The following is a 16,414-nucleotide window of genomic DNA, read 5'->3' on the forward strand; positions in this document are numbered from 1 at the left end:
GGATAAGAAATGAAATTGTCAAAATACGTACGTAATGCGCTGGCCGCCGGGACGATGGCGTTTGCGGGGCTGGCCATGGCGTCTGCGCATGCCGCAGGCTTGCTGGACACGGTCAAGGCGCGCGGCACCCTGATCGTGGGCATGGAAGGAACCTACCCACCGTTTAATTTCGTGGACACCAAAACCCAGCAGCTGGACGGCTTCGATGTGGATGTGGCCAAACTGATTGCGCACAAGCTGGGCGTGAAGGTGCAGTTTGTCAAAACCGAATGGAGCGGGATTCTCGCCGGCCTGGAATCGGGCAAGTTCGACGTAATCATCAACCAGGTGGGGATTACTCCTGAACGCCAGAAAACCTTTGATTTCTCGGTGCCTTATGTCGCTTCCAGCCCGCAATTGATTTTGCGCAAGGACGACAACAGCCAGTACAAGAGTTTCGCCGATCTCAAGGGCAAGAAGCTGGGCGTGTCGCAAGGCAGCAACTACGAGGCCATGGCCAAGGCGCAGCCTGGCGTGGTTGTGAAGAGCTATCCCGGTGCTCCTGAATACTTGTCGGATCTGGTTGGTAAGCGTGTCGATGCCGCGCTTAACGATCAGTTGATGACGGCCTATCTGGTCAAGACGTCCAATATCCCCATCAAGGGCGGCGCTATTGTGGGCGATCCCAAATTCAACGGCATTCCCTTCAAAAAGGGCAATCCCAAGTTTGAGGCGGCTATCAACAAGGCTTTGCAGGATTCATTCAAAGACGGCGAGTTTGCCAAGATCTCCACGAAATGGTTTGGCATTGACGTGAGCAAGGTGCGCAAGGCCGGCTAGGCGCATCCGTCGAAATGAATTTTTTCGAGTTGATGGAGGTAGCGGCGCCGATTCTTCTAAAAGGAACCGGCTATACGCTGATTTTTGCCTTTGCCGCCATGCTGGGCGGGTTGCTGATCGGCTTTCTGATTGCCGTGGCGCGCGTCGTGCCCAGCCGTTGGAGCCAGTGGCCGGCAACCTTTTATGTCAGCGCCATGCGCGGTACGCCGTTGCTGGTGCAGGTGTTTATTGTTTATTACGGCCTGCCCAGCATAGGCATTTCGTTTGACCCGTTGACGGCCGGCATTCTGGCTTTGAGCCTGAATGCCGGCGCCTATATTTCAGAAAGCCTGCGCGGGGCGATTCTGGGCATAGGGCGTGGGCAATGGTCGGCGGGCTACAGCCTGGGCTTGAGCTATGGGCAGAATCTGTATTATGTAGTGATGCCCCAGGCCTTGCGCCTGGCGGTTCCGTCGATGAGCAACACGCTTATCAGCCTGATCAAGGACACTTCGCTGGTGTCGGTGATTACGGTCACCGAGCTGCTGCTGGCCACCAAAGACGTCATTGCCACCACGTTTCAGCCCTTGCCGCTGTATTTGGCCGCGGCGGCTATTTACTGGGTGCTGTGCCTGGGCCTGGAACGCGTCCAGAGCCGCCTGGAAAAATACTTCGGACGCAGTCAACTGGTTTAGACGTCGAATTCGGGCTCGACCAGGTCGCCTGTTTTCAGCTGCCTTCCAATACCGTCCACGACGGCATTGACCCCGAACAGCACACCGGCGGCAAAGCTGCGGCGCGCGGCCAGGGTTCGGCCGGGCTCGTCGGCCGAAATCGCCGTGGCTGGGTCGATATTGGGAATGGGGCAGCGGGCGCAGGGCTTGACGAAGGCGAAGCGAAGCGAGCCGATGCGCATGCCGCTCAGGTAGTCTTCTTCGTAAGGGTCCAGCCCTTGCACCACGATGCTGGGGCGAAAGCGATTCATGCCTACGGCCGGCTGGCCCCTGTCCTGTAGTTGCCCGTTCAATTCATCGAGCGAGCCTTGGTTGGTGACCAGAAACGGAAACCCATCGGCAAAGGCAAATGGATGACGGGCGGCAAAGCCGGGCGCCAGCTCTTGATGCTTGCTGCGCCACGCGTCGACGTGTTCAACGCTGGCGATGCGGGCCGCGGACGGGTGTACGCGCAGCAGGCGGCAGGGCAGGTTCAGGAATTGGCCTAGCCACTGCGCGACGGTATCGCCCTCATCGTAGCCCAGGGTGTCGGCGCTCCAGATGCGGACGTGCACTTTCGCGGGCGGAGCGGCGGGAGCCTGCAAAGGGACGTTTATCGCGGGCATGCCGGGTGCGCTGAGCTTTAGGGTTTGGGCGTCGAGGGCGGGCTGAATCAGCGCCATTCTGGCGCAGGTGCGCTGAGTCATGAAAATGCCGTACTCGTCGACAATCACCCAGTTGCGATCGAGATTCAGGCCTGCCTGAGTGATCAGCGCTTGGTCGTGGGTAAGCCCCGCACAGGATTTGACGGGGTAGCTGTGCAGGCTCAGAACGGTGACTGGCATGGCGGGTGGGGGCGCTTGTGAGAAAGGTTTGGGATCTGACGTTGAATGGCACCCACAAGGGGTGCCGCTACATTTTCAGCGGGTACGCTTTTGTAGTGGCAGCCCTTGTGGCTGCCGTTCAACATACGAATCGATTTTACTGTTTTGAATCCCGCTTCGCCGAGCGGGGGTTTTTGGACTGGGGCACAATAAGGTCTGAAAAATAATCGAGATTCAGGATGCCCCTTACCGATTGGCTGGCTGCCTTGACCGTGATTACGGCTTGGGGAATCAATTTTGTGGTGATCAAGGTTGGGCTGCACGAGATACCGCCCTTGCTGCTGGCCGCCTTGCGTTTTGCGTTTGTGGCCTTCCCTGCCGTGTTCTTCGTCAAGCGCCCCGCGGTGCCGTTTCGCGCGTTGTTCCTTTACGCGTTGACGTTAAGTTTCGGGCAGTTTATTTTTCTGTTTACGGCCATCTATGTGGGAATGCCGGCCGGTCTGGCTTCGTTGGTGCTGCAGGCGCAGGCGTTCTTTACCGTTCTGATTGCGGCGCTCGTCCTGGACGAGCGCGTGTTCCGGCATAACATCCTGGGTATCGCGGTGGCGGTGCTGGGGCTGGTGATGATTCAAATGGGCGCCGAGCCTGGTAGCGTGCCGGTACTGGGATTCATTCTGTCACTGTGCGCGGCGTTGTCGTGGGCTTGCGGAAATATCGTGGTCAAGCGCATCGGCCGCGTCGATATGCTGGGGCTGGTCGTGTGGACGGCGCTGCTGCCGCCCATTCCTTTCCTGATCCTGTCCTGGATATTCGAGGGGCCGCAGCGCATGCGGCACAGCCTGCAGGATATCAGCGTGGTGGGAATTGGCTCGGTCGCGTATCTGGCGCTGGTCGCGACCATTGTCGGCTATGTGTTGTGGGGGCGCTTGTTGGGCAAGCACCCGGTAAGCAAGGTCGCGCCTTTAAGCCTGCTGATTCCGGTGATAGGCCTGGTGTCGTCGTCGTTTTTGCTGGGCGAGCGTCTGGATTTGATCCAGTGGCTGGGCGGCGCCGTGGTCATGCTGGGGCTGGCCGTGAATGTGTTTGGTCTTCGGCAAGTGCGCAGGTTGTTGCGTGTGTAGGGGGTTGGATATGTTGGGGGAATGCCACCCACAAGGGGTGGCGCTACATGTCGCAGGCGCCCATTAATACGGTCTTTGGCAAGATTGTTAAAATTCACAATGGTTCGAAGTTTGTAAAGTGCCTGGTCTCCCCTTTTCCCTTCTTTTTCTTCAAGGATTTGAAAATGAAATTTAGTCGGTCGGACGTGAATGCGCTCATGGAAATTACCTCGCGTCCAGAGCTGGTGTTTGTCCGTGGCAGCGGGTCCTGGCTTGAAGACCACAATGGCAAGCGATATCTGGATTTCGTGCAGGGGTGGGCGGTAAATTGCCTGGGGCATTGTCCGGCGCCGGTGGTAAAGGCTATAGCCGATCAGTCGACGCGCTTGTTGAATCCTTCGCCGGCTTTTTACAACGAACCTTCGATCGAACTGGCCATACGCCTGACGGGCGCCTCGTGCTTTGACCGCATATTCTTTGCCAATAGCGGCGCCGAGGCCAACGAAGGCGCGATCAAGCTCGCCCGCAAATGGGGTCAGCTGCACCGCAAAGGCGCCTACAAGATTATTACCTTCGATCACAGCTTTCACGGGCGTACGCTGGCCACCATGTCGGCCTCCGGAAAACCCGGCTGGGATAAGATTTTTGCGCCTCAGGTCGATGGTTTTCCGAAAGCGGATTTGAACGATATTGCTTCGGTGCGCGCACTGGTCGATGATCAGACGGTCGCCATCATGCTCGAACCCGTACAGGGCGAAGCCGGTGTCATTCCGGCAACGACCGAATTTCTGCAGGCCTTGCGCAAGCTGGCCGATGAAAAAGGGCTGCTGCTGATCGTCGATGAGGTGCAAACCGGCATGGGGCGCACCGGCAAACTATTCGCCTACCAGCATGCGGGCATCACGCCCGACATCATGACCCTGGGCAAAGGGATAGGCGCAGGCGTGCCGCTGTCGGCATTGTGTGCGCGGGAAGAGGTGTCGTGCTTCGTGCATGGCGACCAGGGTGGAACCTATAACGGCAATCCCTTGATGACGGCCGCGGGTGTTGCGGTGTTCGACACGCTGACCGCGCCGGGCTTCATGGAGTCGGTCAATGCCCGCAGCCAGCAGTTGTCCAAAGGTTTGCTTGCGCTATCGGCCAAATGGGGCATGAAGGGCGAGCGCGGCGTGGGCTTGTTGCGAGCGCTGATGCTCGATCGCGACGATGGCGCGGCCATTGTGGAAGCGGCGCGTTTAATGACGCCCGACGGCATGCTGCTGAATTCGCCGCGCCCGAACCTGCTGCGTTTCATGCCGGCGCTGAATGTGACGGCCGATGAAGTCGACCTGATGTTGAAGCGCCTGGACGAGGTTGTGCAGAAGGTTCGCGGGTAGGGGGTATTTTCGCGTGTCGGGCGGTTTTGTAGCGGCAGCCCTTGTGGCTGCCATTTGTGCAATAACCTGCACCCTGTTTATTGAAAATGGCAGCCACAAGGGCTGCCGCTACAAACGCATACGCCATTCAAACGTATGCGCCGCTACGTCATCAACGGTTATGTTTCTTTTTCCAGATCGCAAATTCATCCAGCGTTTTGGGATCGGTGGCGGGGTAGAGCCCCAGGGTTGAGCGCCCTTCCTTCACTTTTTCGGTGACGAAATCTTCGAAGGCGGTCATTTCAAACGCTTCCTGGGCGACTTCCTGCACCAGGTGTGCGGGGATGACCACGACGCCTTCTTCATCGCCGAAAATAATGTCTCCGGGAAACACGGGCGCGTCGCCGCAGCCTATGGGTACATTGATGTCGATGGCCTGATGGTGCGTCAGGTTGGTGGGGGGCGCGGGGCTGCGATGGTAGGCGGGCATGTTCAGTTCGCCAATTTCCGGCGAATCGCGAAAGCCCCCATCGGTGACGACGCCGGCCACGCCGCGCTGTTGCAGCCGTGTGACCAGAATGCTTCCCGCCGATGCGGCGCGGGCGTCTTTGCGGCTGTCCATGACCAGCACGTACCCGGCCGGGCACTCTTCCACGGCCTTGCGTTGCGGGTGGCTGTGATCGCGGAACACTTCGAGCTTGTTCAGGTCTTCACGCGCGGGCATATACCGCAGGGTGTAGGCCGGGCCGATCAGGCGTTCTTTTTTTCCCGCGCCCACGGGGTAGACGCCCTGAATCAGCTGATTGCGCAAGCCCCGTTTGTACAGGGTGGTGGTAACGGTTGCCACGCTTACCTGTCGAAGCTGATCCATGATGAGGGTACTGAGGACTGCCATGTGTGGTTCTCCTAGAAGATATCGGGCTCGCCGGCGGCTTTGCCGAATCCGGTTTGCAGAAAGTCGAAGTCGCAGCCCTGATCGGCTTGCTGTATGTGTCGGTTGAACATCCAGCCGTAGCCGCGCTCGTAGCGTGGTTCGGGGATGGCGCGCGCCGATTTGCGGCGGGCCAGCTCGTCGTCCGCAACGTGCAGATGTATGGTGCGCTTGGCGACATCCACCGAGATTTCATCGCCGTTCTCAACCAGCGCCAGCGGCCCGCCTATATAGGCTTCGGGCGACACGTGCAGGATGCAGGCGCCGTAACTGGTGCCGCTCATGCGCGCGTCGGAAATGCGCACCATGTCGCGCACGCCCTGTTCGATGAGCTTTTGCGGAATCGGGATCATGCCCCATTCGGGCATGCCGGGGCCGCCCTGGGGGCCGACGTTGCGCAGGATCAGCACGTGGTCGGCGGTCACGTCGAGGTCCGGGCGATTGATCTGTTCTTTCATGGCCGGGTAGCTGTCGAAAACCAGGGCGCGGCCCGTGTGCTTGAGGAAACGTTTTTCGGCGGCGGCCGGCTTGATCACACAGCCGTTGGGCGCCAGATTGCCTTTGAGGACCGCCAGCGAGCCCTCGGCGTAAATAGGGTTGTCCAGGCTGCGGATCACGTCGTGGTTGTAGACTTGCGCGCCCTGCAGATTTTCACCCAGCGTTTTGCCGGTGACGGTCATGACATCCAGGTTCAAGTGAGGGCGCAGCTCGCTCATCAGCGCCAGCACGCCGCCCGCATAATAAAAGTCTTCCATCAGATATTTATCGCCGCTGGGCCGCACGTTGGCGATGACGGGGATTTTGCGGCTGGCCAGTTCGAAGTCGTCCAGGCTGATGTCGCAGCCCGCCCGTTTGGCCTGGGCAATGACGTGGATGATGGCGTTGGTGGAACAGCCCATGGCCATGGCCACCGCAATGGCGTTTTTGAAGGCGGGGACGGTCTGGATCTTGGCCGGCGTCAAGTCTTCCCAGACCATGTCGACGATGCGCCGGCCCGTTTCCGCGCACATGCGGATATGGTTGGCGTCGGCGGCGGGAATCGACGAGGCCCCGGGCAGGGTCATGCCCAGCGCGTCGGCGATGGCGGTCATGGTGCTGGCCGTGCCCATTGTCATGCAATGCCCGTGGCTGCGGGCGATGCCGCCCTCGATACCCAGCCACTGCGTGGGCGTGATCTTGCCGGCGCGGCGCTCGTCCCAGAACTTCCAGGCGTCCGAACCCGAGCCCAGCACCTTGCCTTCCCAATTGCCGCGCAGCATCGGGCCCGCGGGAATATAAATGGCGGGCACGCCCGCGCTGGTGGCACCCATGAGCAACGCCGGAGTGGTCTTGTCGCAGCCGCCCATCAACACGACGCCGTCGATGGGATGGCAGCGTATGAGTTCTTCCGTATCCATGGCCAGCATATTGCGATACAGCATGGTGGTGGGCTTGACGTATTGCTCGGCCAGCGACAGCGCCGGCAGCTCGATGGGAAAGCCGCCCGCCTGCAGTACGCCGCGCCTGACGTCTTCGACGCGTTGCTTGAAGTGTGCGTGGCAGGGCTGAATGTCCGACCAGGTATTGATGATGCCGATGACGGGCTTGCCCGCCCAGTCGTCCGGGCCGTAGCCCATCTGCATGATTCTGGACCGATGGCCGAAGCCTCTGAGGTCGTCGGGCGCGAACCAGCGGGCGCTGCGTAGTGAATCTGGGGTTTTCATTGATTGTCCTGGTGGGTTTAGCTTTGCATGCCCCAACGTCTAACCGTTCTTTTCTCGATCAGGCGGAACACGAAATTTTCGACAATCAGTCCGATGATGATGACGGTCAGCAGGCCGGCGAAAACAGCGGGTATATCGAGTAGATTGCGATTTTCAAAGATGTACCAGCCCAGGCCGCCCTTGCCCGACGCCACGCCGAACACGAGTTCGGCCGCGATCAGGGTGCGCCAGGCGAAAGCCCAGCCGATTTTCAGGCCGGTCAATATCGATGGGAAGGCGGCGGGGATAAGAATCTTGGCCACATAGCGCAAGCCGCGCAGCTCGTAGTTGCGCCCGACCATGCGCAGGGTATGCGATACCGCCAGAAAGCCCGCCTGGGTATTGAGCGCGACCACCCACACCACCGAATGCAGCAGTACGAAAACGATGCTGGTGGTGCCCAGCCCGAACCAGATGAGGGCCAGCGGCAGCAGCGCAATGGCCGGCAGCGGGTTGAACATGGCTGTCATGACTTCCAGGAAGTCGGTGCCGATGCGGGTGCTGATGGCCAGCACGGTGATGACCCCGGCCAGGGTTATGCCTATGACGTAGCCGATCAGCAGGACCTTGATCGAGGTCCAGGCGCGATCGAGCAGGATGCCGCTGCCGATGCTGTCGATGAAGGAGCGGACCGTATCCGACAGCGTTGGAAACAGCAGGGGATTGTCGAGCAACTGTCCGTAGACTTCCCAAGCTACGGCCAGCAGCACGATGATCAGTGTTTTGCGAAGAAACGTATTGTTCCAGAGCTTTTGCCAGGACGATAATTGGCGTACCAGTACGGCGCTTTTGCCCGCGGCCGGGTTGTCGGCCGCGCTTTGTTTCATGGTGATCGTTGCGCGGCCCATTATGCATGCACCCCGTTGGTTTGATTAAAAAGCAATTCGTGTATTTCCTGTTCGAGCGCCGCCGCCGAGCCGTCTTCGAACGACACGGCCTCGACGTCGTTGACTTCGGCCTTGACCTCGCCGGGGTGCGGCGAAAGCAGGAGGATCCGGTTGCCCACGCGTATGGCCTCGGCAATCGAATGGGTGACGAACATGACCGTAAAGCGGGTGCCTTCCCAAAGCTGTAAAAGCTCGTCCTGCATTTGCCGCCGGGTGAGGGCGTCCAGGGCGGCAAAGGGTTCGTCCATCAATAAAATATCGGGTTCCATCGACATGCCGCGCGCGATAGCCACACGCTGCTTCATGCCGCCCGACAGCGTGTGGGTGTAGCTGTCTGCAAATTTGTCCAGGTGCACCTTCTCCACATAGGCCCGGGCGCGTGCCTCGGCTTCTTTTCTGGGCATTTTGCGGGCCTCGATCAGGGGAAACATGACGTTTTCCAGGACGGTCTTCCAGGGCAGCAACTGGTCGAATTCCTGGAACACCATCATGCGATCGGAGCCCGGCCGCTTGACGGTTTTGCCCTTGATGCGGATTTCGCCTTCTTCCGGAGTCAGATAGCCGCCCACCGCCTTGAGCAAGGTGGATTTGCCGCAACCGGAGGCGCCCAGCAATACGAAGCGGTCTCCGCTGTCGACATTGAAGCTGACCTGGTTGGTGGCGGTGACAATACTATCGGGCGTTTTGTACCGCAGCGTGACGGTATCGACTTCTAGCAAATGCGACATTCTGGTCTCCGGATTCCTGTTTTTAGCTACCGTTGAGCGAAGCGGAAACGGGCAGGAAGTAATCGGTCCATTTCTTAGGCAGGGTTTTCAGGATGCCGACTTTGTACATATGCTGCGCAAATTGCATCGAGCCCGCAGGCGCCATCTGGAAAGCCATCATGCCGGGCTCTTTCAGCATGGCCATCAAGTCGGCCACACTGGTTTTGTCGCCGCTGATTTCGCGATAGATTTCAACCGATTTTTCGGTGTTGGCCTTGATGTAATCGATGGCTTCTTTCGATGCCGTCAGTACCGCCTTGATGATTTTGGGATTGGCGTCGGCGAATTTCGTGGTGGTGAAGAGCGTCGATTGCGACAGCCCGCCCTTGATAATGTCGGTGGATTTTAAAACTACGTGTACCCCTGGGATTTTCAGTTCTTTGGTGAAGAACGGGGGGGCCGAAAAATGGCTGGTGATCTCGCCATTGGGGTTGGCCAGCATGGCGGAGGCATCGGGGTGGCCGAGCTGTACCGTATTGGCGTCCAGTTGAGACCATTTGTCTTTGCCGAACACCTGTTCGCATGCCATTTGCAGCAGGATGGCCTGGGTCGACACCCGGACGGTTGGAACGGCAATCTTGTCCAGGGGGCCGTAGTCCTTCAGGGTTTTGATCTTCGGGTCGCGGCTGATCAGCTCCAAAGGAAGGGCCGAATTGGTCGTAATCCCCTTGACCTTGCCTTTGGTACGATCCCAAAGCAGCAGCATGTTGCCCACGCCGCTGTTGACGATTTGCACATTGCCCGAGAGCAGGGCGTCGGTAGAGGCGCCGCCGCTGCTGAATGATCGCCAGTTCACTTTGAGGTCTTTCACGCCTTCTTTGGCTGCGGCCTTTTCTATCAGGCCCTGCTTTTCCATGACAAGGGCGGGCAAGTACAAAATGCCCGGCTGCCGGGTAATGGTTATTTCGTGGGCTTGCTGGGCGTAAGCCGCGCCGCCCGCAGTGGTGAGCGCAGCCATTAAAATGGCACTGATATGTTGGGTGATTTTCATATTGTCTCCTGATCACGTAAATGGAAATTTTTAATACTATGTCTTGCCAGAAAGCATACTAATATATTAGTATATTAAGAAGGAAGTATTAAAAATATATAACTATCAATTTTTTAATTGATTTCAACTATGAAAACACCGACAGAATTGGATCGATACCGGCAAGTGGCGCCGCAGCTGTACGAGTTGTTGCGAAACAAGATTGTTTCGCTGGAGCTGCCGCCTGGGACGCCGCTGTCGCGGGTTGAGCTGTCGGCCCAATTTCGTGTCAGCCAGACGCCGGTCAGGGAGGCGTTGCTGAGGCTTGCCGAGGAACGGTTGATCGATGTGTTTCCTCAGTCGGCGACACGGGTCAGCCTCATCGACACCCATATTGCGGAAGAGGCGCATTTCTTACGGCGGGCAATTGAACTTGAAATCGTGCGCGACCTGGCCTTGCACAACACGGCGGAGTTGCTTGCGGATTTGAAAGCCCTGCTCGATCGGCAGGTTTTGTTGCGGGATAGCCAGGATTTGAGCGGCTTTGCCGAAACCGACCAGGCGTTCCATCGGTATATGTATGAAGCGACGGGCAAAGAAGCTTTATGGAAGCTGGTGCGCAGCCGCAGCGGCCACATCGATCGCCTGCGGCGCCTGCACCTGCCGGCTGCGGGAAAGATCAACCGGATTGTCAGCGATCACAGCCAGATCTTCGAAGCCATCAAGCGCGGCGACGCGGCGGGTGCACAGCAGCATCTGCGCACCCATTTGTCCGGAACCCTGGAGTACATGGGCCAGATCCGCGCCGACCACCCGCAGTTTTTTACGGCCGCCTGAGGCGGCCGCGGCCTATCGCGCTTTGGCCGCCTGACGCCAGCGGTGCAGCAGCGGTTCGGTGTAGCCGTTGGGCTGTTCCAGTCCTTTGAAGACCAGGTCGCACGCGGCCTTGAAGGCGATCGAATCATCGAAATGGGGCGCCATGGGACGGTAGGCCGGGTCGCCCGCGTTCTGGCCATCGACCACGGCCGCCATGCGCCGCATGGTTTCGGTGATTTGCGCCGGCGTTACGATTTTATGGCGCAGCCAATTGGCCATGTGCTGGCTGGAAATACGCAGAGTGGCGCGGTCTTCCATCAGGCCCACGTTATGGATGTCGGGGACTTTCGAGCAGCCTATGCCCTGGTCGATCCAGCGCACCACATAGCCCAGTATGCCCTGGGCGTTGTTGTCGAGCTCTTCCTGGATTTCCTTGGCCGACCAGTTGGTGTCGGCGGCCACGGGGACGGCAAGCAGCCGGTCGAGCAGGGGCTCGGACTTGCCTTCCATGGATTTTTGCACCGCTTGCACGTCGACCTGGTGATAATGCAGGGCGTGCAGGGTAGCCGCGGTGGGCGAGGGCACCCAGGCGGTATTGCCGCCGGCTTTCAACTGACCCACTTTCTGGACCAGCATGTCGGCCATCAGGTCGGGCATGGCCCACATGCCTTTGCCGATCTGGGCGTGGCCGCGCAAGCCGCACTCCAGACCTACTTGCACATTATTCCGCTCGTAGGCGTCGATCCAGACGCTGCGTTTCATTTCGCCCTTGCGCACCATGGCGCCGGCTTCCATGGAGGTATGCATTTCGTCGCCGGTGCGATCCAGAAAGCCGGTATTGATGAACGCCACGCGCTGCGTGGCTTGCGCGATGCAGGCTTTAAGGTTGGCGCTGGTGCGGCGCTCCTCGTCCATGATGCCCATTTTGATGGTGTTGGGCGCCAGGCCCAGCACGGCTTCGACGCGGGCGAAGGTTTCGCTTGCAAAGGCCACTTCATCCGGTCCGTGCATCTTGGGTTTGACAATGTATATGGAGCCGCTGCGCGAGTTGCCGCCTTCGCGCTTGAGGTCGTGCATGGCGATCAGGCTGGTGAGCATTGCATCCAGGATGCCTTCGGGAATCTCGCCCCCGTGCTCATCGAGGATCGCCGGGTTGCTCATAAGGTGACCGACGTTGCGGATAAACATAAGCGAGCGGCCCGGCAGCGTCTGGGTGTGGCCTGCGGCGTCGGTATAGCTGCGGTCGGGGTTGAGTGCACGCGTGAAGGTCTTTCCGCCCTTGGAGACTTGCTCGGTCAGCGTGCCTTGCATCAATCCCAGCCAGTTGCGGTAAGCCCCCACTTTGTCATCGGCGTCGACGGCGGCGATGGAGTCTTCGCAATCCATGATGGTGGTGATGGCCGCTTCCAGCAGCAGGTCTTTGACACCGGCCGCATCGTGCTGGCCGATGGCGTGTTTTCTGTCGATCTGGATTTCGACGTGCAGGCCGTTATGCTGGAGCACGATGGCCTCGGGCGTCTGCGCCGCACCGCGGTGGCCCGCGAATAGCTTGGGGTCGGCCAGGCCGGTGGCGGCGCCGTTCTTCAGCGTTACGCCCAGTGCGCCATGGACCACGGCGTAGGCGGTCGCGTCGAGGTGCGAACCCTGCGACAGGGGGAAGTGCTCGTCGAGGAAATGGCGTGCGAAGGCGACGACCTTGGCGCCGCGCACCGGGTTGTAGCCGCCGGCGCGCGTCGCGCCATCGGCTTCGGAGATGGCGTCGGTGCCGTACAGGGCATCGTACAAACTGCCCCAGCGTGCGTTGGCGGCATTTAGCGCGTAGCGGGCGTTGGTCACCGGCACGACCAGTTGGGGGCCCGCCTGGCGAGTGATTTCCTGGTCGACCTTGCTGGTTTTGATGGCGACGGCGGCCGGGCTGTCCTGCAGGTAACCGATTTGCTTCAGGAAGCCTTGATAGGCCTTGGCGTCTTTGATTGCGCCCGGATGCTGGCGGTACCAGTTATCCAGCTCGGCTTGCAGGCGATCGCGTTCGGCCAGCAGTTTTTTGTTTTTAGGCGCCAGGTCGTGCACCAGCTGATCGAAACCCGACCAGAAGGCTTCGGATGATACGCCCGTGCCGGGCAGCGCTTCCTTCTCGATGAATTGATACAGTACGTCGGCCACCTGCAGCCGTTTGCAGGGTGTTCGCTTGATCATGGTTTTCCTTGTGCAAGATGAATAAGCAGCCTGCAGGCATCCCCACGGCGCGTGCGCGCGTGCAGATGCTGCGTCTCGGGTGATTATATGACTTGCAGCGGTCCGGCTTTTATTGCGCTGTATTGATCGTGGCAATATGCAGCAGATTCGTACTGCCGCTGCGGCCGAAGGGCAGGCCGGCGATGACAACGATTTTGTCTTGTTCTCCCGCCATCTTCTTTTGCACGGCGATCAAGGTGGCGTGCGCAATCATATCGCTGACGTTATCGAGCTGCGTGTCGAAGGGAAACGGGTGTATGCCCCACGCCAGCGTGAGCCGTCTTGCGGTAGCCAGATCCGGAGTCAGGGCCAATATGGGTGTTGTGGGGCGTTCCCGGCTCGCGCGCAGGGCGCTAAAACCTGTTGCGGTATAGGCCACCGTGGCGGCCGGCGCGATCAGTTCGGCCACGCTGCGCAGTGCGCTGCAGATGGCGTCGGGCGTGTTGGCCCGCGCCGGGCCGTGACTGGCTTCCAGGCCGGTGCGCCAGGCGGGGTCGTTTTCGACTTCGCCGATGATGCTCCGCATGATGGCGACCGCTTGGACCGGATACTGGCCCGAGGCCGACTCTGCCGACAGCATGACCGCATCGGCGCCGCTGTAAATGGCGGTGGCTACATCCGAGGCCTCGGCCCGCGTGGGTACCGGAGAGTTGATCATGGATTCGAGCATTTGGGTGGCCACGACCACCGGGCGCCCAGCCGCGCGCGCGGCGCGCACGATGCGCTGTTGCAGAACGGGCACTTGCTGCGGCGGCATTTCCACGCCCAGGTCGCCGCGGGCCACCATGACTCCATCGACCTGATCGATAATGGCCTCCAGATGTTCGATGGCTGCCGGCTTTTCCAGCTTGGCCATGATCCATGCGCGCTTGCCGATAATGGCGCGGGCCTGCGCGATATCCTCCGGGCGCTGTACGAAAGACAAGGCGACCCAGTCCACGCCAAGCGACAGGCCAAAATCGAGATCGGTCAAATCTTTGGCGGTGAGCGGTGAAATGGGCAGAACGACTCCGGGCACGTTGACGCCTTTGTGATCGGACAGGGGGCCGCCCACCACAACGGTGGAATGGGCGAAGTCGGGGCCGCAATCGTCGATGCGCAGCCGCAACTTGCCATCGTCGAGCAGCAGGTCGGCGCCCTTTTCAAGCGCCGCAAAAATTTCGGGATGAGGCAGGTTTGCGCGCGAGGCGTTGCCTTCGGCCGGATCGAGGTCGAGCCGGAATGGCTGCCCGGCGGCAAGCACGGCGCGGCCCCCTGTAAAGCGGCCCACCCGAAGCTTGGGGCCTTGCAGATCCATCAGCACGCCTATGGGGCGGCCCGCTTCGCGCTCGGCCTCGCGGATGGTGTTCAGGCGCTGTGCGTGGTCCTCGTGAGTGCCGTGGCTGAAGTTCAGCCGGAATACATCGACACCGGCCTCGATCAGCGCGCGGATACTTTCGGGGCTTGAGCTGGCAGGCCCGAGGGTGGCCACAATGCGGGCGCGGCGTAGGGGTTTCATATCAAGCCTCCAGGCGTGAAGTAATAGGCGGGTTGGTGTCGAGGTTAAGGCTTTTGGCCGATTTCGAAGTTGGCCATTTTCTCCAGGGCCCGCACCATGCCCGAGTGGTCCCAGCCCGATCCGCCGTGTGCAGCGCAAGCATTGAAAAGCTCTTGCGCCAAGGCGGTGCTGGGCAAGGATACCCCAACCTGGCGGGCGGTGACGAGCGCCAGGTTCAGGTCCTTCTGATGCAGCGCGATGCGAAAGCCGGGATCGAACGTGCGTTTGACCATGCGTTCTCCGTGAACTTCCAGGATACGCGAGTTGGCGAACCCGCCCATCAGGGCCTGGCGCACCTTGGCCGCATCGGCACCGGCCTTGGAGGCCAGCAGCAAGGCTTCGCCCACGGCTTCAATGGTTAACGCCACAATGATCTGGTTGGCGACCTTGGTGATTTGACCGTCGCCATTGGCGCCGACCAGCGTTATGTTTTTGCCCATCAGATCGAACAAGGGTTTGATGGCTTTGAACGTAGCTTCGCGGCCCCCGACCATAATCGTCAGGCTTGCGGCGCGGGCGCCCACTTCTCCACCCGATACCGGCGCGTCCAGGTATTCACAACCCAGCTGATTGATCCGTTGGGCAAAATCCTTGGTGGCCACCGGCGATATGGAACTCATGTCGACGACCGTTTTGCCAGGGGTGAGCGCACTGGCTACGCCATTTTCGCCAAACAGCGCCGCGTCGACATCGGCGGTGTCGGGCACCATGGTGATGATGATGTCGGCGTGGCGTGTTGCCTGGGCGCCGTTGGCGCACTGCGTGGCGCCGGCGTCGATCAGGCTTTGCGGTGTGTTGCCGCGCGTGTAGGTGAATAGCGTATGGCCGCCCTTGATCAAATTGGCGGCCATGGGCGCGCCCATGATGCCCAGTCCGATAAAGCCGATGTTCGCCATGTCGTAGTCTCCAGTTTCAAATGAAAGTAATGTGTGTTCAGGCAGCCAGGGCGTTGATCCAGCGTAAGCCCTCTTGTGTCCTGGCGGTCGGTTTATATTCGCAGCCGATCCAGCCGTCGTAGCCCAGGCTGTCGATGTGGCGCAACAGCCAGGCATAGTTGATTTCGCCGGTACCCGGTTCGTGGCGTCCCGGGTTGTCGGCCAGTTGCAGATGGGCAATTTGCGGCAAGTGTCTGGCTATCGTGGCGGCCAGTTCGCCCTCCATGCGCTGGGCATGGTAGATGTCGTATTGCAGGAAAATATTGTTCGAGCCGGTTTCGGCGATAAGGCCCAGCGCCTGGTCGCTGCGGTTAAGGTAAAAGCCGGGAATATCAAAGGTGTTGACCGGTTCGATCAGCAGGCGGATCCCCGCCGATTGCAGTTTTTCGGCGGCAAAGCGCAAGTTGTCGATGAAGGTGGCGCGGGTGGTGTCGCGATTCACATCGGCCGGGGCAATGCCCGCCAGGCAATTGACTTGTCTGCATCCCAGCGCCGTGGCGTATTCGATGGCTTGTCCGACCCCGTCCTGGAATTCACCGATCCGGTCGGGATGGCAGGCAATGCCGCGTTCGCCGTTTTCCCAGCGGCCGGCGGGCAAATTGTGCAGAACCTGGGTCAGGCCGTGGGTGTGGAGCTGTTCGGCCAGCATGTCGGCCTTGTAGGCATAGGGGAAGAGATATTCGACACCCTTGAAACCCGCAGCGGCAGCGGCTTTGAATCGGTCGAGGAAATCGACCTCGGTAAATAGCATCGATAGGTTGGCGGCAAGTTTAGGCATGTTTATTTGGCTCCTTTACAGCAGAT

The 16,414-nt window shown here is 59.9% G+C and carries 15 protein-coding genes; 5 read left to right on the top strand and 10 right to left on the bottom strand.

Annotated features, from left to right (window positions below; genetic code table 11):
- The first annotated feature begins 9 nt into the window (after positions 1-9).
- Together EDC26_RS12530 and EDC26_RS12535 are read left to right on the top strand one after the other, a co-directional pair.
- Positions 10-819, top strand: coding sequence for a cystine ABC transporter substrate-binding protein (locus EDC26_RS12530; RefSeq protein ID WP_132583091.1), 810 nt, complete (start codon positions 10-12; stop codon positions 817-819).
- A 14-nt stretch (positions 820-833) separates the two neighbouring features.
- Positions 834-1,493: an amino acid ABC transporter permease gene (locus EDC26_RS12535; protein WP_132583093.1), complete on the top strand. Its 660-nt coding sequence runs from the start codon at positions 834-836 to the stop codon at positions 1,491-1,493.
- On the opposite strand, the gene EDC26_RS12540 is transcribed toward EDC26_RS12535, so the two are convergent.
- Positions 1,490-2,356 carry an MOSC domain-containing protein gene (locus EDC26_RS12540; protein ID WP_132583095.1) on the bottom strand — a complete coding sequence of 289 codons (867 nt, stop codon included), beginning with the start codon at positions 2,354-2,356 and terminating at the stop codon, positions 1,490-1,492. The two genes, EDC26_RS12535 and EDC26_RS12540, sit on opposite strands and share 4 nt — an antisense overlap.
- A 218-nt stretch (positions 2,357-2,574) precedes the next feature.
- On the opposite strand from EDC26_RS12540, the gene EDC26_RS12545 reads away from it, so the two are divergent.
- Together EDC26_RS12545 and EDC26_RS12550 are read left to right on the top strand one after the other, a co-directional pair.
- Positions 2,575-3,456 carry an EamA family transporter gene (locus tag EDC26_RS12545; protein WP_132583097.1) on the top strand — a complete coding sequence of 294 codons (882 nt, stop codon included), beginning with the start codon at positions 2,575-2,577 and terminating at the stop codon, positions 3,454-3,456.
- Between the two features lie 164 nt (positions 3,457-3,620).
- Positions 3,621-4,811, top strand: coding sequence for an acetylornithine transaminase (locus EDC26_RS12550; protein ID WP_132583099.1), 1,191 nt, complete (start codon positions 3,621-3,623; stop codon positions 4,809-4,811).
- Between the two features lie 151 nt (positions 4,812-4,962).
- Here EDC26_RS12550 and EDC26_RS12555 read toward each other — a convergent pair whose 3' ends face one another.
- From EDC26_RS12555 to EDC26_RS12575, 5 genes are read right to left on the bottom strand one after another with little or no spacing between them, the layout of a single operon-like run.
- A complete protein-coding gene (locus tag EDC26_RS12555; protein ID WP_132583101.1) occupies positions 4,963-5,685 on the bottom strand; it encodes a ribonuclease activity regulator RraA in 723 nt (240 codons plus the stop codon).
- 11 nt (positions 5,686-5,696) lie between these two features.
- Complete coding sequence (araD, locus tag EDC26_RS12560; RefSeq protein WP_132583102.1) at positions 5,697-7,424, bottom strand: L-arabinonate dehydratase; 1,728 nt, start codon at positions 7,422-7,424, stop codon at positions 5,697-5,699.
- A 17-nt stretch (positions 7,425-7,441) separates the two neighbouring features.
- Positions 7,442-8,290, bottom strand: a complete 849-nt coding sequence (locus EDC26_RS12565) for an ABC transporter permease (protein ID WP_243700907.1) — start codon at positions 8,288-8,290, stop codon at positions 7,442-7,444.
- A gap of 20 nt (positions 8,291-8,310) precedes the next feature.
- A complete protein-coding gene (locus tag EDC26_RS12570) occupies positions 8,311-9,078 on the bottom strand; it encodes an ABC transporter ATP-binding protein (RefSeq protein ID WP_132583106.1) in 768 nt (255 codons plus the stop codon).
- A 22-nt stretch (positions 9,079-9,100) separates the two neighbouring features.
- A complete protein-coding gene (locus EDC26_RS12575; protein WP_165931025.1) occupies positions 9,101-10,108 on the bottom strand; it encodes an ABC transporter substrate-binding protein in 1,008 nt (335 codons plus the stop codon).
- A gap of 129 nt (positions 10,109-10,237) precedes the next feature.
- Here EDC26_RS12575 and EDC26_RS12580 point away from each other — a divergent pair, with 129 nt between their 5' ends.
- The gene (locus EDC26_RS12580; RefSeq protein WP_132583108.1) at positions 10,238-10,924 is read left to right on the top strand and encodes a GntR family transcriptional regulator; all 687 of its coding nucleotides are present in this window, start codon (positions 10,238-10,240) and stop codon (positions 10,922-10,924) included.
- Between the two features lie 12 nt (positions 10,925-10,936).
- On the opposite strand, the gene EDC26_RS12585 is transcribed toward EDC26_RS12580, so the two are convergent.
- The 4 genes from EDC26_RS12585 to hyi form a co-directional block, all read right to left on the bottom strand.
- Complete coding sequence (locus EDC26_RS12585) at positions 10,937-13,099, bottom strand: malate synthase G (RefSeq protein WP_132583110.1); 2,163 nt, start codon at positions 13,097-13,099, stop codon at positions 10,937-10,939.
- A gap of 109 nt (positions 13,100-13,208) precedes the next feature.
- Positions 13,209-14,636 carry a pyruvate kinase gene (gene pyk, locus EDC26_RS12590; protein ID WP_132583112.1) on the bottom strand — a complete coding sequence of 476 codons (1,428 nt, stop codon included), beginning with the start codon at positions 14,634-14,636 and terminating at the stop codon, positions 13,209-13,211.
- Between the two features lie 44 nt (positions 14,637-14,680).
- Complete coding sequence (locus EDC26_RS12595) at positions 14,681-15,571, bottom strand: 2-hydroxy-3-oxopropionate reductase (RefSeq protein WP_132583114.1); 891 nt, start codon at positions 15,569-15,571, stop codon at positions 14,681-14,683.
- Between the two features lie 37 nt (positions 15,572-15,608).
- Complete coding sequence (gene hyi / locus EDC26_RS12600) at positions 15,609-16,388, bottom strand: hydroxypyruvate isomerase (RefSeq protein WP_132583116.1); 780 nt, start codon at positions 16,386-16,388, stop codon at positions 15,609-15,611.
- Positions 16,389-16,414: the final 26 nt, after the last annotated feature.

The sequence above is a fragment of the Paralcaligenes ureilyticus genome (genome assembly GCF_004346225.1).
Classification (GTDB): domain Bacteria; phylum Pseudomonadota; class Gammaproteobacteria; order Burkholderiales; family Burkholderiaceae_B; genus Paralcaligenes; species Paralcaligenes ureilyticus.

Coding starts and splice junctions, on each gene's coding strand:
- EDC26_RS12530 (WP_132583091.1), top strand. CDS start 10: ATGAAATTGTCAAAATACGTACGTAATGCGCTGGCCGCCGGGACGATG.
- EDC26_RS12535 (WP_132583093.1), top strand. CDS start 834: ATGAATTTTTTCGAGTTGATGGAGGTAGCGGCGCCGATTCTTCTAAAA.
- EDC26_RS12540 (WP_132583095.1), bottom strand. CDS start 2,356: ATGCCAGTCACCGTTCTGAGCCTGCACAGCTACCCCGTCAAATCCTGT.
- EDC26_RS12545 (WP_132583097.1), top strand. CDS start 2,575: ATGCCCCTTACCGATTGGCTGGCTGCCTTGACCGTGATTACGGCTTGG.
- EDC26_RS12550 (WP_132583099.1), top strand. CDS start 3,621: ATGAAATTTAGTCGGTCGGACGTGAATGCGCTCATGGAAATTACCTCG.
- EDC26_RS12555 (WP_132583101.1), bottom strand. CDS start 5,685: ATGGCAGTCCTCAGTACCCTCATCATGGATCAGCTTCGACAGGTAAGC.
- araD (WP_132583102.1), bottom strand. CDS start 7,424: ATGAAAACCCCAGATTCACTACGCAGCGCCCGCTGGTTCGCGCCCGAC.
- EDC26_RS12565 (WP_243700907.1), bottom strand. CDS start 8,290: ATGAAACAAAGCGCGGCCGACAACCCGGCCGCGGGCAAAAGCGCCGTA.
- EDC26_RS12570 (WP_132583106.1), bottom strand. CDS start 9,078: ATGTCGCATTTGCTAGAAGTCGATACCGTCACGCTGCGGTACAAAACG.
- EDC26_RS12575 (WP_165931025.1), bottom strand. CDS start 10,108: ATGAAAATCACCCAACATATCAGTGCCATTTTAATGGCTGCGCTCACC.
- EDC26_RS12580 (WP_132583108.1), top strand. CDS start 10,238: ATGAAAACACCGACAGAATTGGATCGATACCGGCAAGTGGCGCCGCAG.
- EDC26_RS12585 (WP_132583110.1), bottom strand. CDS start 13,099: ATGATCAAGCGAACACCCTGCAAACGGCTGCAGGTGGCCGACGTACTG.
- pyk (WP_132583112.1), bottom strand. CDS start 14,636: ATGAAACCCCTACGCCGCGCCCGCATTGTGGCCACCCTCGGGCCTGCC.
- EDC26_RS12595 (WP_132583114.1), bottom strand. CDS start 15,571: ATGGCGAACATCGGCTTTATCGGACTGGGCATCATGGGCGCGCCCATG.
- hyi (WP_132583116.1), bottom strand. CDS start 16,388: ATGCCTAAACTTGCCGCCAACCTATCGATGCTATTTACCGAGGTCGAT.